We start from the raw sequence: 26,629 nt of genomic DNA on the forward strand, positions 1-26,629 counted from the left end.
GCCCGAGAAATGGGTCACTGTAGCTTCAGCATCTTTGGTTCGACGGCGAGATTGGAAATCGCCGTCGAACCGGCAGTTGGTCTAGGGGCGCCTACCCAGCCTGATGCTATGCGGGAGGTTTTGATCGAACGGTTTAGGGCTCCGTCCACACTGTCAGTAGGTGAGCTCAATACTCTCATTGAAGATTATGAGGAGCTCCTACATGAGATGGAGACCTTAGCACTTAAAGACTCAGAGCTGAGACTAGAACTACAGATTCTTCGGAAGCGCTCGTCCCAGTTGCCACGTTTATATGAAAAACTGAAGACAGCCAAAACTGAGAATTTGAGATTGCGGAAGCGGAACGACGCTCTAGCCCGTAAGGCGTTTAATAAGTTGTCTAAGTAGGTCAAAATTAAAACGGCCAAAATTCTGTAACTGGGAAAAGAAATAGGATATGGAAACATTTAACCAGAAAAAGCGCGGCACTGAAATCAGGCGGAAAAAGTTAAAACGCCTTGAACGGAAAGTAAGATCAAAGTCTGTAGCGTTGCGCTATTTACCCGGCGTCAGTGTCATTGTTCCGTGTTATCAGTGCTCTTCGACGTTGGAGGATACATTAATAAGCCTCTATGACCAGACCCTAGAATTTGAAGACTATGAGGTTATATTAGTATTCAATGGTGAAGATGATGGAAGCGTAGAAGTTGCAGAGAACTTTATAGCACGGTACCCAGCAATTAATATCCGCTTCTTCTTCAATTCGGAGGCGAGCGCTGGTGCTGCTAGGAATGTAGCACTTAATTTGGTTCGGCATGCAAACATTACTTTCGTGGATGCAGATGACTTCGTCGAGAAACATTTTCTAAAGACGGCTCTCGACTCGATGCCGATTGAATCTGGCTTGGTGGCGAGTCCAATTCATAACCTGAGTACTGATGGGTCTATCGATGAATATAATGCACTAAATCAAAGGATCGTCGAACGCCAAGGGGCCACAGTGCCGATCTCCGAGGTTCCGTGGCTGCTCGGTTTCAATGCGTGTAAACTCCTATCGAGTGAACTTCTGGTTGAGTTAAGATACCGAGAAGATCTTAAGAGTGGCGAAGACTTGGTTTTCTTCGCCAGCCTTTTGAGCCTTGACCGTTTGAAGGTTACGTTCCCTGAATCGTATGAGGGCGCAGCCTACGTACGGAGAATTTCTGATAACTCTGTTTCACGGCAGGAAAAGTCTTTCGACTTCAATGTGAAGCAGCGTGTCGAATGCATGGCTGCTTTGCGAGAGATTGATACGGTAGGTTCTTCTAAGCAGGCGCGTATTTCGCTCGAGCGAGCCCAAGCCAGTTTTGTGGTTCGGTACTTAGATGAATTTCCTGAGTCGAGTGAGGACCTTGACTCCTTGTTAGTCGATATGGCTTTCGTTGATTTCCCATGGAATTGGATTAACGACGGAAAGGCCAATCACCTTGCCTTTTCATATTGTTTTCTTCCATATGCTGATACTTCCGCAGTCATTGCGGCGAAAGCAATTGCGGAACGTGAGCGACTCGTTGATGTCGTGTCTGCTTCCATGGGAGATAAAAGAGCGAAAGACCTAAGTCTCCGGTTCTTATGTTCACGTTGGCTCGATAAGGCAGTTGAAATTAATGTTCCACCTTCGTTTGCAGATTGGAAGCTAAACGTCGATTTCGCTAAGAAAGCGGTAGCAGAAGCACGGGCGCTCCAACAGTCTAAGGGCGTGCCCTATAAAACTTTATATTCACGGGCACTATGGATGGGGTCGCATATTGCAGGGGCACTATTTAAAATTGAGTACCCAGAAACGATTTGGACCGCTGAGTTTTCTGATCCTCTTCGGTTCGATGTGGAGGGAAAGCCAAGAGTTGGCGCCGTTCCTGATGACAATGACTCGAGGCTTTTCGCAGAGTTAATTAAGACGCAAAGCCCAGTTGAAGTAGAAATATTGACGGTCTTCGATCTAGTCGAAGTCAGTACAATGCTGCTGGCCGATGAGTTGGTATTTACTAATGAGAACCAGCTAGCATATATGCTTTCCAAGTACCCAGAATCTTTCGCGGAAAAGATCCGCAAAAAGGCTCTAGTACGTGAGCATCCTTCCCCACGCCAGGCCGACTTTCAGGTCATTGAATCTAGTCCCGAGTTTAGTTCGAATCGAATTAACATAGCCTATTTTGGAGCATTCTACGTTAATCGTGGACTCGGAGACGTATTCACAGCATTGCAAAACCTCAGCGCAGCTGAGCAGCGAATGGTTGCACTCCATATTTACTGTTCTGACGTTGTAGAAGCAACTGGTCAAGTCATAGATCTAGGTCTATCCAGTATAGTATCCGTCCATCCGTATCTTCCTTACCTGCAGTTCCTAAATGCTACGACCAAGGCAGATGTGCTGTTGGTGAATGATATTCAACGTTCGGCCGGGATGGATACTAATCCTTTTCTTCCATCGAAATATTCTGACTACAAAGCGTCGGGAACACCAATCTGGGGTGTGCTTGATCCAGGCTCACCGCTGTCGCAAAAGGAGCTGGACTTCAAATCTGAAAATAGAAATGTGCCTTCTTCAATCAAGGTGCTCCAAGAGATCATAAATCGGTACAGAAGTCAGCTTGCTTAGTCAGGGCGTAGCGCCATCAAGAAGGCCCTACTGTACCTTGGTGCATCGAAAAGCTGATAGGACCAGTTAATTCTAGAAGACGAATAGAAGGCGTGAGCCTTCTATTCGTCTTTTTCCGGATTTTCCAAGTAACAGAAGGACTTTTCGGGCAGGGAAAAATTCAAATTTTGAAGTGACTCGAGGAACGGGGGATGAGGTTAACTCAGATATAGCGGTCTGGACTGGTGTACAAGAGCGATGTGTAGGAGGCAGATTAAGTCTAGGACCCAACTCCGGAGTCTGAGATGTCAAAGTGGGGTGTGATGATTCTTGTTGACAGGGAAGCCCATAACCGACAAGGATTGAGAATATGCCAAAGGCTTATCCACCACAGTTCAAGCAGCAATGTGTTGATGCGGTACTGGTGCTGGGAAAGACCCGGGTCAAGTCCGCGCGAGTGGTGTTTCTGCCTTTCGTTGAAACAAGCAGTGTGATGGCCTCAGGGACCGGCACGTGCTTGGTGCTGTTACTGGTTCATGCGACTTCCTTGGTGGTGGTGTCGGCGTCGATGACGTTGGCGGTGATCATTGCTTTGGTTTGCTCAAGGCTTGTCAGTGACATGTAGCGGTTTTGCTGAATCCAGTCATCATGTTGTTCTGCCAACACGGCACCAACGAGGCGCACAACAGCGTCACGATTAGGGAAGATTCCAACAACATCTGTGCGGCGCCGGATTTCTCGATTGAGCCGTTCAGTGGGGTTATTCGACCAGACTTTCTTCCACACCGACTTCGGGGTATTGGTAAACGCTAGGAGTTCATCGAGGGCTTCTTCTAGGTAGTCGGCCACGTGTGGGAACTTCTGCTCGCAAAATGCCACGACCTCTTTGGCTTGGGACCACACCGATTCTGAGTCTGGTTGTTGGAAGATCGTGTGAAACATCGCCGATAATGTCGGCCATTGAGTCTTGGGGACCATGGCTGAGAGGTTCTTGGCGAAATGGGTTCTGCAGCGTTGCCACGATGCGTTCGGTAAAACATCACTAATAGCAAGCTGGATTCCCAGGTGAGCATCACTGGTAACGAGGTAAACCTCGTTGAGTCCGCGGGCTTTAAGGTCTCTAAAGAACCCGGTCCATGATGCTACTGATTCCGATGTAGCGACCTGCATGCCCAATAGTTCCAGGTCACCTTCGGCATTAACTCCGGTGGCCAGCAGCACAGAGGTTTTAACAACGCGTCCGCCTTCACGGACTTTTATCGTCAACGCATCACATGAGACATACAAGTATGGGCCGGTATCTAGTGGCCTGGTGCGGAAGTCTTCGACCATGCAATCAAGATCTTTGGCCATCTCAGAGACCTGGGATTTTGAGAGATTATTGATACCTAGACTAGCGACAAGATCGTTCATCCTGCGGGGGGATACGCCTTTAAGGTAGCAGGTGGCTATCACGGTGGTGAGTGCTCGTTCGGCCCGGGTTCGTCGTTCCAGGAGCCAGTCCGGGAAGAATGATCCGGTACGCAACTTCGGCACTGCAATATCGATGGTACCCACGCGAGTATCGAGGTCGCGGTGGCGGTAGCCGTTGCGGACATTCGTCCGAGACTCAGAAGTGGTCGCGTAGTCGGCGCCGCAGACCTGGTCAGCTTGAGTCGACAGGATTTGGTTAATGAATCCTTGAAGCATCTCGCGCATCAGATCTGGGGATGCTTGAGCGAGCAATTCGTCTAAGTAGGTAGTGGGGTCTATAGAATGAGGGCTAGCGGTCATCGTGGTTATCCCTTTCGAGGAGATGTAGGAGTTGATTCGAAAGGTACTACGGTGGTCGCCTCATGCATTCATCAGGCCCTCACCGGTAGTTACAGATGCACCACGCTACGGGACACAGCCAAGACCCGGTAAGAAGTAGCCCGTGAATACGAGGTCTCAGCCTCGGCCTTAGGACGCTGGGTAGCTGCTGCGCAGGGCACGCAAGGTACCGGCTCCGGGTCGCATCGACGCAAAGCGGTTCCTGACTCACAGGATGCGGCCGACGCGTTAACCATGAAGGTTCGTGAAGGTGGACGCGTTGTTAAAACCTCTGTGCTGTTGGCCACCGGAGTTAATGCCGAAGGTGACCTGGAACTATTGGGTATGCAGGTTGCTACATCTGAGTCTGTGGCGTCGTGGACTGGGTTCTTTAGGGATTTTAAAGCCCGCGGCTTGGATGAGGTCTATCTTGTGACCAGTGACGCGCATCTAGGTATCCAGCACGCGATCAGTGACGTGTTACCGAATGCGTCCTGGCAACGGTGCCGTACCCATTTCGCCAAGAACCTATCTGCGATGGTGCCAAAGACACAGTGGCCGACGCTATCGGCGATGTTTCACACGATCTTCCAACAACCAAACTCAGAATCGGTGTGGTCCCAAGCCAAAGAGGTCGTGACATTTTGCGAGCAGAAGTTCCCACACGTGGCCGACTACCTGGAAGAAGCCCTCGACGAACTTTTGGCGTTTACCAATACGCCGAAATCAGTGTGGAAGAAGGTCTGGTCGAATAACCCCACTGAACGGCTTAATCGAGAAATCCGGCGCCGCACAGATGTTGTTGGAATCTTCCCTAATCGTGATGCAGTCGTGCGCCTCGTTGGTGCTGTGTTGGCAGAACAACATGATGACTGGATTCAGCAAAACCGCTACATGTCACTGACCAGCTTGGAGCAAACAAAGACGTTGATCACCGCCAACATCATCGACGCCGACACCACCAAGGAGGTCGCATGAACCAGTCACAGCACCAAGCACGTGCCGGTCCCTGACATCATCACACTGCTTGTTTCAACGAAAGGCAGAAACACCACTCAAACGGACACTGATAATAGAGAGTGCGGGACAAGAACCACTCGGAATGACCCACTAGCGGACTGGCCACAATTTGATTGTGTGCCTTCGTGGCGATCTGTCTTCCGGGTTGGTTCTCGCCCCGCACCGCGATCCGGCGATTCGGTCATGACTTTATAGGAGCGTGACCCCTAACCGTGACCACCCTGGCAGGTGTCATGGTACTAGTCCCATCAGTGTCTTGTCTGCCCGAACCCTCGGACCAGCGGCTACCTTCACCATTTCCCTATACGAAAGCGCTGACAGCCATGACCACAGACATCGACTTCTCTGCAAGACCCGTCGCCGGGGTCGACACTCACACCGACACCCACACCGTCGCCACGGTGACTGCAACCGGCCGGCATCTGGCCACCGAAACCTTTCCTACCACCAGGGCCGGCTACACACACCTGACCGAGTTTCTCAGCAAGCACGGTGTCGGCACCGTTGGAGTAGAAGGAACCAACTCTTTCGGTGCCGGAGTAACCCGGCACCTGATAGGCCGTGGCTACACGGTCGTTGAAGTCCTGCGCCCGAAGCGCAGCATCCGACGCCGGGACGGGAAGTCAGATCCGGTGGATGCCCTTGCCGCCGCGCGACAGGTCCTGTCAGGGGAAGGACTGAGTATGCCTAAAGATTCCACAGGCCCGGTGGAGTCGTTGCGAGCGTTACAGATCACCCGGAAACAGCTGGTGTCCACCACCACGACACTCATCACAACGATAAAGTCGTTGCTGGTCACAGCCCCTGATGATATCCGCGCCCGCTACGAAACCATGACTAACCACACCCTCGTCAACGCATTGGTATACTGCCGTCCATCGCCGGATCTTAGCGATCCGCGAAATGGTGTGCTGACCAGCCTGAAGATTCTGGCCACGACCTACCGCGCGTTGCGGGAGCAGTGTGATGAGTTGGAAGCCCGGATCTCTGCTCTGGTGTCAATGATCAATCCCCATGTCAGCAATATCGTAGGATGTGGGGCTCTTGTTTCCGCTGACTTGTTGATCAGCATCGGAGATAATCCTGAGCGCATCCACTCCGAAGCAGCGCTGGCGAACTTGTGTGGGGTGGCTCCATTGCCGGCAAGATCTGGGCGAACCAACCGGCACCGGCTTAATCGTGGTGGTGACCGGCGTGCGAACTCGGCGTTGTATCGGATTGCTCTTGTGAGGATGCGCTATGACCAACGCACCAAAGCCTACGTAGCCAGGCGCACCGCTGAAGGGTTGTCGAAAAAGGAGATTATTCGCTGCCTCAAGCGAGCCATCATCAGAGAGGTCTACCGCGTGATCTGTACCAAGCGCAGTACGCCACAGCCCAGGGATCTTCGCCGGGATGAGCTGAAAGAACTGCGGATCGCGAAGCAGCTCACCCAGGTGTACGTAGCGCAACATTTAGGGTGCGCGTCGGCGAGGATCAGTGACATCGAGACTGGAAAACGTCCGTTAACGGAATTGGCGTCGGCCTACGAAAAATTCCTGAAAAGCGCTTGACACACTATAGGAGCATCACAACCCATCGGAGAAGCCCTACCAAAACACCGGCGTCAGCAATGTGATCGTGGAAGGGAACGATTGTGCCTGACACTATTAAGAGCGAGGAAACAGGTTCGGTCCCTCTGAATACCTCCCCGGGACTGAACCTGCAAAATGGCACCTAAATTGCGGCCAGCAACCGAGTGAATATTCCGAAACTGGCAACGCAAAGGAGTTCTTATTTAAACCAAGTGGCTAGGAAATCGCGTACGCGGTGTACCTCATGCCAGTCAGATTCAGTGTATGGAAGTAGATTAAGTTGGCTAAACTTGCTAAATAGCGGGGTGCGTAGTATTTGTGGTGTCCATTCGTAGAAATCGGTATTAACCTTCGTCATGAAGTCCAAAGAAAGCGTTTGGGAGAAATTCGTTACCTCCTGAGGAATTGACTCATAGAGCGGCTCAATGAGGTCGGTTCTTCCTCTAGAAATAAAGTAAAGCGTAGACAATGCTGAGGTATAGGAACGGTCAAAAGGAATTTTCCGATCCCATTCAGCCCTAAAGCCACGTACAGGATTAGGCAGGCCTAGTTCATCCGAAAGCAGTGCCACCATCGCCTGCTTGTAGTATTGTTTTCTGTCTCCGTTATTGGCTAACGACACTAGAGAGTCGGCGACTTCGTCGTAGTGGGTCTGTAGCATTATATTGGTAGTACCTAGTTCCGTAATTCCAGATGTAATAGGGACATCTTCTAGGCCCACTGCTTCCAAAAGTGGGATCCTGCGCTCAGCTGCTGGGAATGAGAACCTTTCACCCAATATCTGTCCAAAAACATGGTGACGAGCATTCAAATGATCGGAGCAGAGAATGGCTCCCGATGCCATGAAAAGCCAGTGGTTGCGCGTCAATGCAGTCTGCTGGTCTGGAACCTGTCGGAAGTTTGTTTTGATGGTGATTGGTGAATAGCGGCCAAAATACTCAGCTTCGCGTTTAAACCAACCCCCTAGATCAAGTGAAACCAGATGAGTGTTTTCTGGGAGAAGTGACTTGGCCGCTATTGAGTCGAATCCTCCGCTGAAACTAAGAATTGTCCCTTCGCGGCTATCTGAATTGGAGAATGCTGCACCTTGATCTACAGGTGCTGAGACCTCTGCTTCGGTGAACAACTTAATCGCTTCCAACGTCTGAGCTGAAATTTCAAAGTCAAATATTATTGAATCAAACGCAGTTCCGCACAACGTAGCAGCGGCTACAGCAACGAGCGAGGGTGTTGTCTCAATTTCTCGATCAAATTCGTACCAAATCTCGAACTCGCCACGTTCATATCTCATAAGGAAAGAGACACGAGTTTTTGAAATCAGTAGATTTCTGAATTCGATTGTTTTATCGGGAACTGGTGTATTCACGGAAGAATGCCCTTTCGCAAGGAACTGGTTGTGAAAATGGTCGACAATGTCATGCTCAATAAATCGCGCTCCTCCTCCATGTGTGGGATAACGGTGGAGTTCTAGCGCGGCAGCAGTATTCACTTCTAGGACATGCGCAGTTTTTTCGTCGCTCAAATCGTCGACCAAGAGATCTACCCCGGCGATTTCGAGTCCAGGAATAGCATCTTTGGCTTTCTTCGCTATATCTTTGATTTTAGGGTTTACTGAATCGGAAACATCGAGTACCAACGCGCCAACTGTAGGTGTGTTAAACGGATTTAGGAATAAGATTTCCCCTGTCGGAAGAACATGGTTTTCGTCGGCACCCTGTTTGTCGATGAAATGCCAGTCAATTTTGGCGGGCATCTTCATAGCACGGTAATGCACTTCTCTTTTCTTATGGAAGCCTGTTATTAACTCCGACACAGTTGACAACCCATCGCCAACCACGAAGGGCTGAAGTCGAGCAACGACACTTACTACGTTGGTCCCTACTACAAATGCACGGAGTTCGATCCCGGACACGAACTCTTCCACTAGAACATTTGAAGTACTTCTGCCATCAGCAAGTGCGTAATCCCAGGCTTTGTAAAATTCTGCCCTCGTTGAAATTCCAACGGTTACCCCCTGGGAACCGCCAGAGTCTGAGACTTTAACTACAGCCGGTTTCGGAACAATATCAAAAAAGGCGGCTGCAATTTCGCGTTCGTCAAATGCGAAATCTGAACCTGTAGGAGTTGGAATATCAGCTGTGTTCAACATGCGTTTGGTCAAGTGCTTACGCCGGCAAATTTGCTCAGTAGAAGTGGGGTGTCGGAAGACTTTGCCCCCCAGCATTGACAATGTTTCCGAACCGTCTGGTGCGGTTAAACTATGTTGTTTAAAACGAGAATCTTCTGGAGTGGTGTCTTCAACTTTCCAGCCCTTTTCAGCGAAACCGCGCGTAATTGCCAAAATAGGTGAACGGGTGATCTCTAGATGGTTGTAGTCTAAATTTTTGTCGAGGATTTGCTCTTGAATGAACTGCTTGATGGTTTGATAATCGCCGGTCATGGTTATCTCCGCTCTATTCTTTACCAGTAAAGATAGCATCGTTGGATGAAGTTGAAGCCCAAGGTGCGTGTGTTCAGCTTGGAGCAATAGTTATAGAAATATTCCATTAGCTTATGCTGTCTGTCTTTCTTGCTTTTTCATACAAGTATTTCCAACTTTGACGTTAAATCGTCAAAGTTGTCCAGCCTGTTCCAGCAAGGCCAATCGTTTGGTAAACAAATTGTTCCGTGAAGAACTACGAGCTGAATGGAAGCGTTACAGATGGGGATTTTTGTCTAGTAGCTGAGTTATGCCAGCACGTTTTATTAATCCTTCCGAACTCAGCGCAGGTAAACGCAACAAAATGAGGTATGGCTGGCAAATGTTTCGTACGAGCCAGCCATTCCTCACTAAATCGTTGGAGCGCTGCAGATTATGGATCAGAGTTTGACAGAGGAAGGTTTGCCTTAACTCCATAGCCCCTTAGTGTCTACAACGGTCTTTTCTGCTAGTTGGCTGGCATTCAGAGCCTTGAACTCCTTGTGGTCAACAAGTAGAAGGACTACGTCAGCTTCTGCGATTGCGGCCCCGTAGTCTTTTAGTTCTGCATTATCAAAGCCCTTGAGGCGCTTTGGGAGCTCTTGAACATTAGGCTCAGCGATTAGGAATTGGATGTTCTCTAGTTCTTCCGCGATGTCTACGGCGATGTTGAGGGCAGGGGACTCGCGAAGATCATCAATATCGGCCTTGAATGCTAGACCAAGAACTGCAACCTTTGATGCACCAGTGCTTTCGACGGCTTCCTTAACCTTATTGATGACCCATTGTGGTTTTCCATCGTTCACTTTGCGTGCGGTATGGATGAGCTTCGAGTTCTCAGGATCGGATGCCACGATGAACCATGGATCAACTGCGATGCAGTGTCCGCCTACGCCTGGACCAGGCTGAAGAATGTTCACACGTGGGTGGTGGTTTGCAAGCTCAATGAGCTCCCAAACATTGATGTCGAGCTTGTCAGCAATGAGGGACAACTCATTAGCGAAGGCGATGTTGACATCGCGGAATGAGTTCTCAGTCAGCTTTGCCATTTCGGCAGTCACGTCGTTGGTTGGAAGCAACTCAGCCTTGCAGAAAGTTGCGTATACCGCAGTCGCACGCCTGGTGGCTTCTTCAGTTTGTCCACCGATGATGCGGTCGTTGGTGCGCAGCTCTTCCATTGCTTTGCCAGGAAGGATTCGCTCAGGGCAGTGCGCGAAGTAAACAACTGGCTTTCCTTCAGGATTCTCAGAACCATCAGCTGCCAAGTCCGGGCGTAGTTCGAGAATCTTGTCTGCCATCTTCTTTGTGGTCAGGGGAGGGGAGGTGGACTCCAAAATTACAAGCTCATCGCCCTTCAGCTGTGGCGCAATAGCCTCAGCTGCAGAGTAGATGTACTTCATATCTACGTCGTAGGTATCCGTGAAAGGAGTTGGAACAGCGATGATGTAGGTCTGCGCGTGAACCTGCGAAGTGGTTGCGCGGAAGTTTCCGGATTTAATCGCTTGCTTGAGTTCTTCTTCCAAGCCTGGTTCAACGATGGTGACTTCGCCACGGTTGATTCGCTCGACGTTAGCTTCATTCACGTCGACGCCGGTTACGTCTACGCCGGAATTAGCCATAACTACGGCAGTTGGCAGTCCGATGTATCCGAGGCCAACGAAGGCTACGGTCTGATTAGTCATTTTGAATTCCTCATATTTAGGCGATTAGGCAGAACTACTTTTCGGATCGTCAAGGCGTTCCGTATTAAGTACTTGGGATTCTACTACCTATCTCGGGAATTGGCGGCCATACCCTCATTTATGGGTTGTTTCTCGCTGCTGATTTTGGCAGGTTCTTGCCATGGGATATTGACATCGATTTGATCTACCTGCATGTATTGGAAATTTTTGTTATCTATGCGCGTTGTTTGTATCCCAACTGTTAATTGGAACACTGAAGGGCGAGGGGTTTCTATCGCTTTATTGAAATAGTTTGACACAAATGATAAGCTGAAAGCCCGTAGGTCGTTAAGAAAGCGCCTGCGGTTTTCTGATCGTGGGTGCTTTTGGCGAAGAGACTAGTAGCCAGAAAGGTGCATCATGCCACCTCGTTCCACCCATCAGACCAAGTTCATTTTCGTCACCGGAGGCGTTGTGTCCTCCCTCGGAAAGGGATTGACCGCGGCATCGGCAGGCCAGCTGTTAATCTCCCGGGGGCTGTCGGTGACCATGCAAAAGCTAGACCCGTACCTCAACGTCGACCCGGGCACCATGAATCCATTTGAGCACGGTGAAGTCTTCGTTACTGAAGACGGTGCAGAGACCGACCTCGACTTGGGGCACTACGAGCGGTTCTTGGACCGTAATCTGACAAAGAACGCGAATGTGACAACCGGAAAGGTCTATTCCACGGTTATCGCAAAGGAACGCCGCGGAGAGTATCTGGGCAAGACTGTCCAGGTTATTCCGCATATTACGGATGAGATTAAGGACCGCGTGCTCGCTATGGCAGAACCAGATGCCGAAGGTAATGCGCCGGATGTGGTGATCTCAGAAATCGGGGGCACAGTCGGTGATATTGAGTCCCAGCCGTTTTTGGAAGCAGCGCGGCAAGTGCGCCATGCGGTGGGGCGGGAGAATATTTTCTTCATTCACTGCTCACTCGTGCCGTACTTGGGTACCTCAGGGGAGCTGAAGACCAAGCCGACGCAGCACTCTGTCGCGGAGTTGCGCTCCATTGGTATCGTGCCGGATGCGGTGGTGTTGCGCTGTGATCGGGAAGTACCGCAGGGACTGAAAAACAAGATTGCACTGATGGCGGATGTGGAAGAAGAAGGAGTGGTCTCATGCCCGGACTCACCATCCATCTATGACATCCCGGAGGTTCTGTATAACGAGCATTTGGATACTTTTGTTATTCGGAAACTGGGTCTTCCATACCGTGATGTGGACTGGAAGCAGTGGGGCGATCTGTTGGATCGCGTGCGTAATCCGCGGCGGGAGGTCACAGTGGGCATCGTGGGGAAATACATCGATCTCCAGGACGCGTACTTGTCTGTAGCGGAGGCAATTCGTCACGCTGGGTTCGCGCATCACGCCAAGGCTCATATCAAGTGGATTACCTCAGATGACTGTGAAACTGATGCCGCAGGTACATTGAGTGGCCTGGATGCGGTTGTGGTGCCGGGCGGCTTCGGCGGACGTGGTATCGAAGGCAAGATTGCCGCGATTACGTACGCGCGTGAGAACGAGCTGCCGTTATTAGGATTGTGCTTGGGTTTGCAGTGTACGGTGCTGGAAGCAGCACGAAATGCTGGTATCGCTGATGCTTCTTCCACGGAGTTTGATCCGTCTACTTCGGCGCCGGTGATTGCGACGATGGCAGAACAAGAAGCAGCGGTTGCTGGTGAGGCCGACTTGGGCGGCACTATGCGTCTTGGTGCGTACCCGGCGGTGCTGCAAGAAGGATCCGTGGTGGCAGATGTTTATGGTTCCGTTGACGTATCAGAGCGCCACCGTCACCGTTATGAGGTCAACAATGCTTATCGTGAACAGATTGCGGAAGGATCCGGCCTGGTGTTCTCAGGGACTTCACCAGATGGCAAGCTCGTCGAGTTCGTTGAATATCCAAAAGATATTCATCCATATTTGGTAGCAACGCAGGCGCACCCGGAGTACAAGTCCCGGCCAACGCGCCCGCACCCACTATTTGATGGTTTGGTAGCGGCTGCTCTCGGGGAATAGGTCGATTTTGAAATGAGGAGAAGCGCGCGGCGGTGGCCGCGCGCTTCTTTCTGTTGGGGGATTTCTGGTTTCTTGTCTTAGGTTGTTTCCTTTTGGGTTGGGCTAGACGCTGAGCGGGCTGGTGCGTGGGGTGACGGGAATGGGCAGGGCGGATTCGCCCATGAGGTCGCGGTCGGCGGCAGCGGCGGCGGCGCGGCCTTCGGCGATGGCCCAGACAATTAGTGATTGGCCGCGGCCGTTGTCGCCGGCGATGTAAACAGGTGGTTTGAAACCAGGGAACAATGGCTTGGTTTCGGCGCGGTAGTCGTTATCGCGCACCATGCGGCCGCGTTCATCGAAGGAGACGCCGAGTTCGTGCGTGAGGCCGCCGCGCTCAGCGCCTTGGAAACCCAGGGCGATGAGGACGAGGTCGGCATCGAGGGTGAAATCGGTGCCATCGATGAGCTCACGGCGGCCATTGATGACTTCCACCTGCTTGCCGTGGAGTTGGGTGACGTTGCCATTGTTGCCGGTGAACTCGACGGTGTTGACGGAGAAGGTGCGGTTGCCCAAGGTGGTGCCGGGTGTTTTGGTGGCAAGGCCTAAGGCGGCGATTTCATCGGCGGATTCGTCGCCGGTGATGGTGTATTCGCCTTCCTCGTGCGCGGTGGCGGTGCGATAGAGCAGTGGATACATCGGCCACGGGGTAGAGGCAGCGCGGTTCTTTGGGGCGCGGGGGCGGATATCGAATTGGGTGACGCTCGCTGCGCCTTGACGCAGGGCGGTGCCGAAGCAGTCGGTGCCGGTATCGCCGCCGCCGATAATGACAACCTTCTTGCCTTTGGCGGAGATGGCGGAGTCGGGGTAGTCGCCCTCATTCACGCGGTTTTGCCAGGTGAGGTACTCCATCGCCGGGTAGATGCCGGTGAGCTCACGGCCGTCGACGGGAAGTTCGCGGGCGACGGGAGTGCCGGTGGCTAAGATGACGGCGTCGAAAGCGTTGAGGTCCGCGGCGGTAGGAGAGATACCGGTGCGGAACTCAGTGCCCTCAGCGCGCATTTGCTCCAGGCGGCGGTCGATCCACTGCTTTTCCATCTTGTATTCGGGCACGCCGTAGCGCATGAGTCCGCCGAGGCGGTCGTCGCGTTCATAGACGGTAACGGTGTGACCGGCGCGGGTGAGTTGCTGTGCGGCGGCAAGACCTGCGGGGCCGGAGCCCACGACGGCAACGCGCATGCCGGTATCCAGGCTGGGTTTGATTGGTGTGGTCCAGCCTTCGGCGAAGGCGCGTTCCACGATGGCAAGTTCAACGTCCTTGATAGCCACGGCATCATCATTGATGCCTAGTACGCAGGCGCCTTCACACGGGGCGGGGCACAGGCGGCCGGTAAATTCCGGGAAGTTGTTTGTCGCATGCAGGCGGTCGTATGCTTCGCGCCAGCGGTCCTGGCGTACCAAGTCATTCCACTCGGGGATGATGTTGCCCAAGGGACAGCCCTCATGGCAGAAGGGAACGCCGCAGTCCATGCATCTGCTAGCCTGCTGTTCAATCTGGCCCGTAGGGGCTTTTTCGTAGACCTCCCGATAATCCATCAAGCGCAGCGGAACCGGGCGGTGCGCAGGGGTTGCGCGGTTAAACTTTTGAAATCCGTGTGGATCAGCCATTACTTCACAGCCTCCATGATTGCGTTATTGACATCGCGGCCTTCGCGCTCAGCTTTGGCCATGATGTTAAGGACCTTGCGGTACGGGGCGGGTACTACCTTGAGGAAGTCCTGCGGGGTCGCAGAAATTGTCGAGCCGGTATAGGTGATGTGCTTAGCCAGGGTCTCTGCGAGGAAAGCTTCATCGGCTTGCGTGAGTTCTTCGACGGCGTTGGCGACATCTTTGTTGAGGCGCGCAAGAACTTCCGGGGTGCGCAGGATAAATGCGGTGCCGCCGGTAAAGCCGGCGCCGAAGTTCTCACCAATCTCACCGGCGATAATCACCGTGCCGCCGGTCATGTATTCACAGCCGTGGTTGCCAATGCCTTCAACCACTGCGGTGGCGCCGGAATTGCGCACGCAGAAGCGCTCGCCGACAGCGCCGCGGATGTAGAGCTCGCCGCTGGTGGCGCCGTAAGCGGTGACATTGCCGGCGATGATGTCCGGGTTGTGCTTTAGCTGCCGCGGGCTAGATTCAGCCGGGCGGACAATAATGCGCCCGCCGGATAGGCCCTTGCCCACGAAGTCATTGGCGTCGCCTTCCAGGTTTAGTGTCAGACCCGTTGGAATGAATGCGCCAAAGGAGTTGCCGGCAGAACCGGTGAGGTGCACGTTGATGGTATCGGCAGGCAGCCCCTTCGCGCCGGAGGCACGGGTGATGCGTGAGCCCACCATCGTGCCTACCGAGCGGTCACGGTTGGAAACCTTATAGTGCAGATCCACCGTGGGCTTTTTACCCGCTGCCATCCAGTCTGGTGCGTTGGCGGAGGACTTGGCCGCGGCGGCATCGATAGTCAACTGTGCATCGGCGATGATCTGGTTATCCAGTGCCTGGTTCAGGAAGTGGTTCTGCTCCTTAGTTTGGCGCAGATTCTGGTTGCGGAAATATGGTGATTCCACGCGCTTGAAGATAGGGGAGAGATCGAGCTTGTCCGCGCGCTGGGTGGCACCTTGTGGTGCCACGGTTTTGGTGGTGTCTTCTGTCCCACTGTTGGCGGCAGCGGCTTGCCGCTGACGCAAACAGTGGGCTTGGCCGACGGCTTCATCGATGGAGCGGAAACCGAGCTGGGCGAGGTATTCGCGGACTTCTTGGGCGATGAAGGTGAAGAAGTTGACCACGTGCTCGGCGCGTCCCGTGAACTTCTTGCGCAGATCGGGGTTTTGGGTGGCAATGCCCACGGGGCAGGTATCGAGGTGGCAGACGCGCATCATGATGCAGCCTTCAACCACCAGCGGGGCGGTGGCAAAGCCGAACTCTTCAGCGCCGAGTAATGCTGCAATCATGACGTCGCGGCCGGTTTTTAACTGGCCATCGCACTGCACGCGGATGCGATCACGCAAGCCGTTGAGCAACAAGGTTTGCTGGGTTTCGGCCAAGCCCAGCTCCCAGGGGCCGCCGGCGTGTTTGAGTGAGGTCAGCGGTGATGCGCCGGTGCCGCCGTCGTGGCCGGAGACCAAGACGACATCGGCATGCGCTTTGGATACACCTGCAGCCACGGCACCGATGCCTTGTTCAGCAACGAGTTTGACGTGGATGCGGGCATCCGGATTCGCGCACTTGAGATCGTGGATGAGCTGCGCGAGGTCCTCAATGGAGTAGATGTCATGGTGCGGTGGTGGGGAAATTAGGCCCACGCCCGGGGTGGTAATGCGCACTTTGGCAATCCACGGATAGACCTTATTCGGTGGCAGCTGGCCGCCCTCACCAGGCTTGGCGCCCTGGGCCATCTTGATTTGAATATCCGTGCAGTTATTAAGATAGTGGCTGGTCACACCGAAACGTCCCGATGCCACCTGCTTGATAGCAGAGCGGCGGGAGTCGCCGTTGGGTTCCATCTCAAAGCGCTTCGGGTCTTCACCGCCCTCACCGGAATTGGACATGCCCTTCAGGCGGTTCATAGCAATAGCCAGGGTTTCATGCGCCTCAGCGGAGATAGAGCCATAGGACATGGCGCCGGTGCTAAAGCGCTTGACGATGTCCTCGACTGGCTCCACCTCATCCACCGAGATAGCCGGCCTGTCGGAGTGAAACTCCATAAGTCCGCGGATGGTGGCCAGGCGCTGGGACTGGTCATTGACCGCGCGGGTGTAGTCCTGGAAAATCTCATACTTGCCGGTGCGCGTGGCGTGCTGCAGTTTGAAGATGGTCTCTGGGTTAAACAGGTGGAACTCGCCCTCGCGGCGCCACTTGTATTCACCGCCCAGCTCTAAGTCGCGGTGCGCGTTTTCTTCTGGGCGTGGCAGGAAGGCACTGCGGTGGCGTGCTTCCACGTCGGCTGCGAGGTCTTCCACGTCAGCGCCGGAGATTTGCGAGTTCGCGCCGCCAAAGTAGTTATCCAGCAGGTCCTGGTGCAGACCCGTGACATCAGCGAACTGTGCGCCGCGGTAGGAAGCCACCGTAGCAATACCCATCTTGGACATCACTTTGAGCACGCCCGTGGTCGCCGCGGTGACGTAATTGGAACACGCCTCATCCAGGCTGAGCTCGCCGAGCTGGCCGGCTAAGCGGAGTTCATCGATAGTCTCAAATGCCATATACGGGTTAATCGCATCCGCGCCGAAGGAAATCAGCATGGCCAGGTGGTGGACCTCGCGGGCATCGCCGGACTCAATAATCACCGAGGCCCGGGTACGCGTGCGCTCTGCCACCATGTGCTGGTGCACAGCGGAAGTCAGCAGCAGGGAAGGAATCGGTGCGAAGCGCTCATCGGAATCACGGTCTGAGAGCACAATGAGGCTCTTGCCTTGGGCGATGGCCTCATCGACTTCGCGCAAAACCTTATCGATGGCTTCGCGCAAACCCTTGCCGTGGTGCGCCACGGGGTAAAGCCCTCTCACGACGGTGGAGCCAAAATTCTTGGCTCCACCGTTGTCGTTGGCGTGGACCAAGGTGGTGAACTCATGGTTATCAATTACCGGGCCATCTAAATGAATACGGCGTGCGGCCTGCGCATCCGGGTTGAGCACATCAGATTGCGCGCCCAGCAGGGTGAACATGGAGGTGATGTTCTTCTCGCGGATAGAATCCAACGGCGGGTTGGTGACCTGCGCGAAGCGCTGAGCGAAGAAATCGAAAAGCATGCGTGGGCGTGAAGACAGTGCTGCAATCGGGGTATCTGAACCCATGGAACCAATCGCCTCAGCGCCGGTAGTCGCCATCGGCTTGATAATCAGGTCCACGTCTTCTTCGGTGATACCGAAGACCCGCTGGCGCAACACCACGCGGTCATGCGGCATGTACTCATAGCGGGTTTGCGGCAGCTTTTCGATTGGAACGAAGTTGCTGCGAATCCACTCCCCGTAAGGAGCTGCGGTTGCCAGCTTGTCTTTGATTTCCTCATCTTCGATGATGCGGCCGGCATTGGTGTCCACCAAGAACATCCGTCCTGGCTGCACGCGGGTGCGCTTGACCACGCGGCTCGGGTCAATATCTAGCACGCCGGCTTCCGATGCCATGACCACCAAGCCATCATCCGTAATCCAGATGCGTCCCGGGCGCAGACCGTTGCGGTCCAAGGTGGCGCCGACGAGCGTGCCATCAGTAAACGCGACGGCCGCCGGGCCATCCCATGGCTCCATGAGACAGGAGTGGTACTCATAAAAATCACGCAGCTGCGGCGCGATGTTATCTGCATGCTCCCACGCCTGCGGAATCATCATCATGACCGCATGCGGCAGTGAGCGCCCGCCCAGGTGCAGCAACTCTAGGGCCTCATCGAAGACGGCCGTGTCTGAACCAGAAGGCGCGCAGACTGGCAGCACACGGTCGAGCGGTCCAAGCTCTTCGGAGCGAATCAGCGCTTCGCGCGCATGCATCCAGTTTTCATTGCCCTTGACCGTGTTGATCTCACCATTGTGTGCGACCAGGCGGAAAGGGTGCGCCAGTGGCCAGGACGGGAAGGTGTTGGTGGAAAAGCGCGAGTGCACCAGCACAATCGCCGATTCCATGCGCGGGTCACGCAAGTCTGTGTAAAAGCCCGCCAGCTGCGGGGTGGTGAGCATGCCCTTGTACACCATCGTCCGTGCTGACAGCGACGGGAAGTAAATAGTATCCTCACCATTTTTGGTGCCCAGCTCGCGCTCACAGCGCTTGCGGATAAAGAACATCACGCGGTCTAGCGCAATGCCCTCCAACGGGCGACCATCGCGCTCAGCGGTAAGGAATATCTGCTCAAAGTGCGGCATGGCCTCATACGCCATCCGGCCCAATTCCGAAGGATCGGTGGGCACGGTGCGCCAGCCAAGAACGCGCGCGCCTTCCTCTCGAGCGATCGCTTCAATCTCGCGCTTGGCATCCAACATCGCCATGCGCTTGCGCGGCAAAAATGCGATGCCGGTGGCATAGCTGCCGGCCTGCGGAAGCTGGAAGGAGGCATCGGCAGCCACTGCCTGGCAAAAAGCATCTGGAACCTGCATGAGAATGCCGGCGCCATCGCCCGTGTTCGTCTCTGCACCTGCCGCGCCGCGGTGCTCTAGGTTGACCAGGGCCTGAATACCCTTGTCCACAATCTCGCGGGTCGCGCGTCCGTACATGTCTGCGATGAATGCGACACCGCAGGAATCCTTCTCAAATTCTGGGTTGTACAAGCCCTGCGGGCCTGGTCTCAAATCCATGGGTTTGCCTCTTTGCTCCAGGGGTAGCTTAAGCGCCGAGGCCGAATCCAGGGGTTGGAACTAGCCGCGGCGCTAGTCAGCGACCCACAATCTTCTACTCGTGGTGCGACTTAGCAGTCGAAGTACATCTCAAATTCCTGCGGGGTTGGGCGCAGGCGGACAGGCGCGATCTCGTTATCGTGCTTGTACTGGATGTAGGTCTCAATGAGATCCTCAGAGAACACGTCGCCCTCGGTGAGGAACTCGTGATCTTCGCCCAGTGCTTTCAGCGCGGCCTCCAGGGAGGTTGGCGCCTGCGGGATGGAAGCCTGCTCTGCTGGTGGAAGCTCGTAGAGGTCCTTATCCACCGGCGCGTGCGGCTCGATGCGGTTCTTAATGCCGTCTAGGCCCGCCATCATCATCGCGGCGAAACCGAAATATGGGTTACCTGATGGGTCCGGCGCGCGGAATTCGATGCGCTTTGCCTTCGGGTTGGAGCCCGTAATCGGGATGCGGATTGCAGCCGAGCGGTTGCGCTGGGAGTAGACCAAGTTGATTGGGGCCTCAAAGCCTGGGACCAGGCGGTGGTACGAGTTAAGCGTTGGGTTGGTAAACGCCAACACCGCTGGTGCGTGGTGCAAGATGCCGCCGATGTAGTAGCGCGCGATGTCTGAAAGCCCGCCATAGCCGGCCTCATCGTAGAACAACGGTGAACCGTCCTTCCACAGCGACTGGTGCGCGTGCATACCGGATCCGTTGTCACCGGCCAGCGGCTTTGGCATAAACGTTGCCGTCTTGCCATTCTTAACCGCGGTGTTCTTGACGATGTACTTGAAAGACTGAATATCATCCGCCGCATGCAACAACGTGTTGAAGCGGTAGTTGATCTCCTGCTGTCCACCGCTGCCAACCTCGTGGTGGTAGCGCTCGATCGCAAAACCTGCATCTTGTAAGTTGGTGACCATCTCATCGCGGACATCCACTGTCTGGTCATAGGGCGCGGTGGGGAAGTATCCGCCCTTCACGCGCACCTTGGAACCCAGATTTGGCGTGCCGTCCAGGTTGGTTTTCTTACCGCGGTTCCACCAGCCCTCATTGGAGTCCACTTCATAGAAACCCGTGTTGGTTTCGGTGGCATAGCGCACCGAATCAAATACGTAGAACTCTGCCTCCGCGCCGAAGTTACAAGTATCTGCGATACCCGTGGAGGCCAAATATTCCTCCGCCTTGCGAGCCACATTGCGCGGATCACGAGCATACGGCTCCAAAGTCAGCGGATCATGCACGAAGAACTTCATGTTCAACGTCTTTTCAATACGGAATGGATCCAAGGTTGCCGTTGCAGGATCCGGCAACAGCGTCATGTCTGACTCGTCGATGGAAGTGAAACCACGCACTGAGGAGCCATCGAATGCCAAGCCCTGCTCGGCTGCATCTTCATCAAATTCTTCTGCCGGGATGGTGAAGTGGTGCTCGGTGCCGGGCACATCAGTAAAGCGCACATCCAGGAAACGGATGCCCTCTTGTTTGATGTACTCGACCACGTCGGAAACGGTTGCGAAGGCCATGGGATGCTCCTCTATTAATCAATCGGTTAGGCACAGCGTCCTGCCCCGGGCACGACTGCCCGAAGCGGAATACCTATAAGCTAACAGATAGATTTCGATATTCCTATCAATCAATAGGTAGAAGTATGGCTGCGCATGTCATGTGGGTGATTTTGTGTGCTTTATTGCGGAACTGTGTGCTCTTTTTATTGTGGTTCTGACGTGCCGAAATCGCCTATAGGCCTATAGGTATTGGTGGCTCTGATGGTCTGTCCGGGGCAGGATTGTGGTTGTTATCACATTGCGGAATTGGTAAAGAAAACACCGGGATTTGAACGGCTGAATGGTTAGTAGGCATCCTCGTCGGGGCATTTGGGGCAAGGCGTTGGTGCAACATGAAACTCGCACGGCATAGCAGAGATCGAAGACTCTTGGTGAGGGGCCTTGGCAGGCAAGCTATATTTTGAGACTGGAGTTGAGGTGGATGTTCTTGTGAAATCCAATTAACTCTCGAATTGAAGGTCGAATGCCGTCTTGTGGTGGCCGAAATAGCACTACAATTGAGGAGGCAATAACCCATAGGATAAGGGGTAGAAAGTGATGGATTTGGAAGTAATTCGCACAGTTAACGTTCTTTCTAATGCGACAATTGAGGCAGGCGTTCAGGCTGGAAAGCTAGTTGTAGAAGGCAGTGTTGTGCGTGATGCCGCTACCGGCCAGATTGTGCAAATGCTTAAGGAAGCCGTTCCCGAAGTGGCTAACGAGATCGCTGTGCAGACACCTGCCTTGATGAAAGCAATTTCAGATCTGACTCGAAGTGCCGGCGCAGCAGCCAAGAGTAATCCCAAGACGGCCATTTCTCTAGTTTTGGGTTCAGTCGCATTAGGTACAACATCATTGATTGTTCGCCAAGCTTCTTCTCGACGTAAACAACGAGAGGCGGAAAACCACTACAAAAACCTCTTGGAGCGAGACATCGAGCGGGCGAGCAAGGATGTAGAGCGCATATTAGTAACCGATGAGAGCGTTGAAGATAGTAAGGAAGTGGGAGCTGCTGCACTCAAAGCCAAAGCCGACGGTCCCGAAGAAAATCAGGGTGAGGTCATTGACTTCGCAACGGATACGGGGAACACAAAATCGGGTAGTAAATAAGGCCCATTCGCCTAGACTCTGACAAACCAAAATCTCCGGTTGCACGTTTAGAAAGGTGTCGGCCAATTTCGATCTTAATTTGAGGCGATGGATGGACGGCGATCCACACCACCTGTGAAGCAGCTGCGAAGTTTTGGCCTGGGCTTGGACACTTTCGGTTCTGGATTCTGTCTCAGTCCAAACCAGCTCCTAATTTGAGAGAATGCAATTTTGAGAGCATCGAGAACGAGTGCAAAACTAGTCAAGCTGTATGAATTCGATAAGGTACCAGGCGCTTGTCAACATGGCGCGGTACGTTGATGCTCTGCAATCATTTTCCCTGAGCGACGAGCGGCTACGTATATTAGATTCCAATTCAAACTTGGCTTCTTTCAACGTGAGTTTTTGAGAACTGTTCCGGTAGACGCTTTCGAACTCTTGAAGTGACTGACTCGCGACGCTGCTAAATCTATTCTTAAGGTTGAATACATCCAGATGCATTGTCATTCTGTTTCTTAGTTGCGTGTCCGTAATCTTCGAGTGCACATCGAACAACGCGACTGGGTGGCCATCATGTCCTCGTACTAGGGTTGCGTCGAGCCAAGCTATGTCGAATGCAATATCAAAATAGGGGTGAAAAACAGCTGGAGTATTTGAGGACGGGAAAAATGCCTTCTTTGCAGTGTTGCAGTCTGCACAGGAAGGCACCAAATTCTTAGGATGCACGGTTACAGCATGAAACTCTGATTTAGGTAAATAGTGATCGAGTTGAGAAACAAGACCAATTCCGCAATATGGACACAAGTTGTTCTCGGCACCACTTCTTATAACGTCACGGAGTTGCTTAGTTCCAGTGAGTTTGCTGAATTGTTTTTCGTAAAGCTCTTGCATCGCAACGGAACCTAAGTTGGGCACACCGAACGAGAGCGGGCTTGCCGTTTCGAATAAGTATTGTTCCCCCAAACGATCATAGTCCTCGCACTTATTCTCTACTTCACTTGCACATGTGCTGTGCCTATTTCTCTTTTCGGGGTTTCTTATGGCTGAGATTGTCGTGCGATAAGCTTCCGCTGCAGTGATTTGTGGAGCGTGAATCTTATACATCTTGACTATCCGACTGTAATGCCAGGGAGCTGAGGAGATATCGACCTTCCGAGCCAAGCCTGCCACCAAGAACGTCGAGGGACTGTTCTGCCGACTTATTGTTCTTGGTGAGAAGGTCGGCAAGTATTCTCCGAAATCCGGTGTTGTCAATTGATAGTTTGAAGACCTCCGAAGTGAGCCGAGAAACTGACTCCCCAAAGGTCTCAATTGGAACGCGGAATGCGCGAGAAACGGAACCACTTCGTTGAATAGTCCAAACACAAGTGCTGGGGATTTCTTGGAGGACAACTGGTGAATGAGTTGCAATGATGGCGACACCGTTGCGGCTGGCCGCAATCTCTGAGACCACACGGGTCAGTGCCGAAAGTAGCGGAGGATGCAAATGCGTCTCTGGCTCATCGAACAGAATTAGGGTTTTCTCTTTTACAAGCTCAACAAGTCGTGTGACCGTGAGGGTAACTATCTTATGGCCAGAGCTCATTAGGGCAAAAGCCTGTTTAGCTGATTCGAGAAAGCCCTCCGCAGTATGATCCGTGGGCATTTCCGAAAGTAGAGGATCTCCGCCGGATAGGAGTTTCATTAAGTCGATCCAGCGATCGAGACGGGAATCACTTGAACAAGCTTCAAGGCTATCGAAAAACTGATCTTCTAGTGGTTGTGATTGAGTGGAAAGCCCAACAACTCGACCTGCGATTGTGCTGGAACGACTTGTTTCGTATCGAAGCTCTTCGTCAAAAGCTGAGAATGAGATATGAAGTACGTCAGCGAAGGGAAACCCGTTTTGGATAGGCTGGTCACCACCTAAGTTTGAAAATTCACCCACCGAATCATCATTTTCAACTGCAGTTTTGAAAAAATCTTTAAGAAGTGTTGATTTACCCGCACCGTTAGTGCCTATCATAGCGTGCACATTTTCCGGAGGCATTGCTTCTGGGTTAATCTCAAAGGTAAGCTCGAGTGGAGGGGCTAATTTGGTTGGTTGCACCTTTGTGAATTTAAATCCATACGAAATTAGTGTTTCCCCGCCATTAGCGATCCGGCGGAACTGGTTGGTCACAGTGTTTTCCGGTACAAATCGGAGGAGAGAAGTGCTAAACGCTTCCTCATTCAGCACAGCCTCAAAAATGTCTTGCGAAGCTGAGATGTCACGAAGTGCTGCCAATGCTAGTTTCCCCTTTCCATCGGGAAGTGCGAGGAGCCGTTCGTAATATTCGACATCTTGCCCCAATGAGAAATAATCGTCTTCGAGAGCGTGAAACCGATTGGGAAGTCTAGTTTTAAGATCTACAAAGGTGCCACTATCTGGTGCGCGCATCCCTTTTTTCGCAATTTTGACGGTTCCAATGTTAAGGACCTTGTATCTCTCTGCATAAGTCAAGAGAAATGTCGTTTTGAAACGATAATCATCCCAGTTGTCTCGTATAAGTGTGAAAACACCTTCCTTGGTTACTGGTGGTTCGCCAACGTCTACAACATTCACTAGAATTTCATTCATTTCTGCACTTCTTTACTCTGGGGCGTCGCCCGGTTCTCAATCGTCGATGTCTTGGAAAAGACGATAGCCCTTTCCAACACGCCTAATCTGAATTGAAACCGATTCTACTTTGGGTGTAGTTTGCCAAACGCGAACGGAGTCGCCATCTGCGTACTTTTTAATCTAGGCGCGAAGTTGTTTAGGATTATCGAGGTGCCGCCCTACTGTGGCAGCTTATTCTCCTGAATCCAATGTATTCGGTAGAAAAGTGTCATTGATGATAGGATCGAGTGCTTTTCTTGGACTAGTGAATGATCGAATTATTGAATTTTAGAGGTTTAACGGCATCCTTTAAACCAAGTCTGTCTTGAGTCGAAATGGCGCCACTGGTCCGTAGCGGAATGAGGGGCCACCGACAATCTGATGTAAGTAGATCCAACTTCTTTTGACTCAACACATAGACGGTGAATGCCAGTCACAACTTCTTATGCCATCTTTTAAATGTACTCGCTGCAGGCTGAAAGCTCGTCGGGAATAGGATAGAATACGGTTACTAGGCACTGGGGGAGTCCTTCAGCACAAGACATATGTAGTCCGTGATTTGAAAAGGAATTCTCTATTGGTGAGCAAACCTGCTAAACGGCATCATTTAATCCCAAAATTTTATCTCAAAGCATTTGCACTTGAGGGAAATATTTGTGTGCAGGAATTGGGAGGTGGTTCATATACTATCTCTGCTTCTAAAGCGTTTTCCGTAAACGACTATTACAGGAATTCAGAGTCTTTATCAGTCTCGCCACTTGAATTTGAAGAACACCTGAGCGTCGTTGAAAGCAACGCAGCGGATGCACTGCGGAGATTGGAGTCTCAGAGATACATCGGGAGAAAAGGGAAGGCGGACATCGCCGAGTTTCTCTTAGCGCAGTGGGTGAGAGGTGAAGATTTTCGCCTTGCGTCGAATGACTTTAACAATATGGCGATTCGGGATATGGCGCGACGAAGCCCTGAGGATGGGATGCGTCTATTTCACGAGTTAAGTTTTGGGCAGTTGGTTTCTGATGATGAGTGGTCGTCAATGTGGGAAAGTTATTTAAGGGACGAAGGGCCCAGATTTCTTACTACCGTTGAGAACAGCTTTTCGCAATTAAAAGGCTTTACCAAGGAACCCTACAAAGCTCTACTTTTGATACGCAGATGGACGGTTCTATTTTTCAATCAGCCAGTTCTAGTTTCTGGAGATCGCCCCGTAGTGCTTGCCGATTTGAAGCGCATCACGAACAGCGTGGTGAGTCTTGGGCTAGCTAATACCCCACAGATTATCTTTCCAGTGAATAGGCGCATGGCGCTGGTCTTGGAATTGGTGCAATCGAAAGAAAGCATCAAAGAGATGATCGAACGATTGCAATCTGTGGATTGGGTTGTTGGAACTGAGAATCAGGGCGAAGAAATCAACCGGCTCATTGCACTGAACTCGCGAGAGAGGATTTTTGGTCATCCCTTGGACAACGAGCGGCTTAGAAAACTAAGTTCACAACTGAAACCTATCCGTAGTTGGGAATCCGCAAGCGACTGGAGTGAGGCTACGCTGCGACTGACGAAGCTGAAGAATCATGTCGTAGATCTTTTTCATGAAAATACCCGTGACGAGCTCGCAGAAATGCTTGAAAAGCGCCAATCGAGTGGCGGGAGATCAGGATTTCTATTTCAAGGTGTTAATCGTTGTAATAAACCTCGGATCGATTAGGATTTCCAGATCCTCGTAGAGCTTAGCTCAATATTAAAATTCACCTATGTCCGAAAAATCAAATTTCGCGCATGGATCTAGTTGCCTAGAGTTGTAGTTATTTCAGAATCCTTTGTATTGCTTTTCATGGGTAGCGTCCAGAGTGTGAGGGTAGTTCAGGCGCCGCGTTTGACAGGCCGCCTGATTGTCC

Annotated in this window: 13 protein-coding genes and 1 pseudogene; 6 read left to right on the top strand and 8 right to left on the bottom strand. The window is 52.5% G+C overall.

Annotation, left to right across the window (positions count from 1 at the left end):
* Positions 1-436: 436 nt before the first annotated feature.
* Positions 437-2,617 (top strand): glycosyltransferase, encoded by a 2,181-nt coding sequence (locus tag CCASEI_RS04770; RefSeq protein ID WP_025387299.1) that lies wholly within the window; start codon positions 437-439, stop codon positions 2,615-2,617.
* A gap of 513 nt (positions 2,618-3,130) precedes the next feature.
* On the opposite strand, the gene CCASEI_RS04775 is transcribed toward CCASEI_RS04770, so the two are convergent.
* The gene (locus CCASEI_RS04775) at positions 3,131-4,369 is read right to left on the bottom strand and encodes an IS256 family transposase (RefSeq protein ID WP_025387300.1); all 1,239 of its coding nucleotides are present in this window, start codon (positions 4,367-4,369) and stop codon (positions 3,131-3,133) included.
* A 255-nt stretch (positions 4,370-4,624) separates the two neighbouring features.
* On the opposite strand from CCASEI_RS04775, the pseudogene CCASEI_RS04780 reads away from it, so the two are divergent.
* Positions 4,625-5,365 (top strand): annotated as a pseudogene (locus CCASEI_RS04780) (IS256 family transposase); the annotation flags it as partial.
* Between the two features lie 365 nt (positions 5,366-5,730).
* Positions 5,731-6,960 carry an IS110 family RNA-guided transposase gene (locus tag CCASEI_RS04785; protein ID WP_025387301.1) on the top strand — a complete coding sequence of 410 codons (1,230 nt, stop codon included), beginning with the start codon at positions 5,731-5,733 and terminating at the stop codon, positions 6,958-6,960.
* A gap of 220 nt (positions 6,961-7,180) precedes the next feature.
* Here CCASEI_RS04785 and CCASEI_RS04790 read toward each other — a convergent pair whose 3' ends face one another.
* The gene (locus CCASEI_RS04790; protein WP_025387302.1) at positions 7,181-9,421 is read right to left on the bottom strand and encodes a hypothetical protein; all 2,241 of its coding nucleotides are present in this window, start codon (positions 9,419-9,421) and stop codon (positions 7,181-7,183) included.
* A 446-nt stretch (positions 9,422-9,867) separates the two neighbouring features.
* Entirely contained in the window at positions 9,868-11,121 is a 1,254-nt protein-coding gene (gene wecC / locus CCASEI_RS04795; protein WP_025387303.1) for a UDP-N-acetyl-D-mannosamine dehydrogenase, read from the bottom strand.
* 399 nt (positions 11,122-11,520) lie between these two features.
* Here wecC and CCASEI_RS04800 point away from each other — a divergent pair, with 399 nt between their 5' ends.
* Positions 11,521-13,164, top strand: coding sequence for a CTP synthase (locus tag CCASEI_RS04800; protein ID WP_025387304.1), 1,644 nt, complete (start codon positions 11,521-11,523; stop codon positions 13,162-13,164).
* A gap of 102 nt (positions 13,165-13,266) precedes the next feature.
* On the opposite strand, the gene CCASEI_RS04805 is transcribed toward CCASEI_RS04800, so the two are convergent.
* From CCASEI_RS04805 to glnA, 3 genes are all read right to left on the bottom strand, one after another.
* Positions 13,267-14,808, bottom strand: a complete 1,542-nt coding sequence (locus tag CCASEI_RS04805; protein ID WP_025387305.1) for a glutamate synthase subunit beta — start codon at positions 14,806-14,808, stop codon at positions 13,267-13,269.
* Positions 14,808-19,460 carry a glutamate synthase large subunit gene (gene gltB, locus CCASEI_RS04810; protein ID WP_025387306.1) on the bottom strand — a complete coding sequence of 1,551 codons (4,653 nt, stop codon included), beginning with the start codon at positions 19,458-19,460 and terminating at the stop codon, positions 14,808-14,810. The genes CCASEI_RS04805 and gltB overlap by 1 nt, the downstream gene beginning before the upstream one ends.
* Positions 19,461-19,570: 110 nt before the next feature.
* Positions 19,571-21,007, bottom strand: coding sequence for a type I glutamate--ammonia ligase (gene glnA / locus CCASEI_RS04815; RefSeq protein ID WP_025387307.1), 1,437 nt, complete (start codon positions 21,005-21,007; stop codon positions 19,571-19,573).
* 576 nt (positions 21,008-21,583) lie between these two features.
* Here glnA and CCASEI_RS04820 point away from each other — a divergent pair.
* Positions 21,584-22,138, top strand: coding sequence for a hypothetical protein (locus CCASEI_RS04820; protein WP_155894820.1), 555 nt, complete (start codon positions 21,584-21,586; stop codon positions 22,136-22,138).
* Between the two features lie 237 nt (positions 22,139-22,375).
* Here the strand turns inward: CCASEI_RS04820 and CCASEI_RS14390 are convergent, their stop codons facing one another.
* Positions 22,376-23,221 (bottom strand): HNH endonuclease, encoded by an 846-nt coding sequence (locus CCASEI_RS14390; RefSeq protein ID WP_025387309.1) that lies wholly within the window; start codon positions 23,219-23,221, stop codon positions 22,376-22,378.
* Positions 23,214-24,716 carry an AAA family ATPase gene (locus CCASEI_RS04830; RefSeq protein WP_025387310.1) on the bottom strand — a complete coding sequence of 501 codons (1,503 nt, stop codon included), beginning with the start codon at positions 24,714-24,716 and terminating at the stop codon, positions 23,214-23,216. The genes CCASEI_RS14390 and CCASEI_RS04830 overlap by 8 nt, the downstream gene beginning before the upstream one ends.
* A gap of 601 nt (positions 24,717-25,317) precedes the next feature.
* Here CCASEI_RS04830 and CCASEI_RS04835 point away from each other — a divergent pair.
* On the top strand, positions 25,318-26,439 hold the full coding sequence (locus tag CCASEI_RS04835; protein WP_051461189.1) for a DUF4238 domain-containing protein: 1,122 nt from the start codon (positions 25,318-25,320) through the stop codon (positions 26,437-26,439).
* The last annotated feature ends 190 nt before the right edge of the window (positions 26,440-26,629 follow it).

The organism is Corynebacterium casei LMG S-19264 (assembly GCF_000550785.1).
In the GTDB taxonomy this organism is placed as follows: domain Bacteria; phylum Actinomycetota; class Actinomycetes; order Mycobacteriales; family Mycobacteriaceae; genus Corynebacterium; species Corynebacterium casei.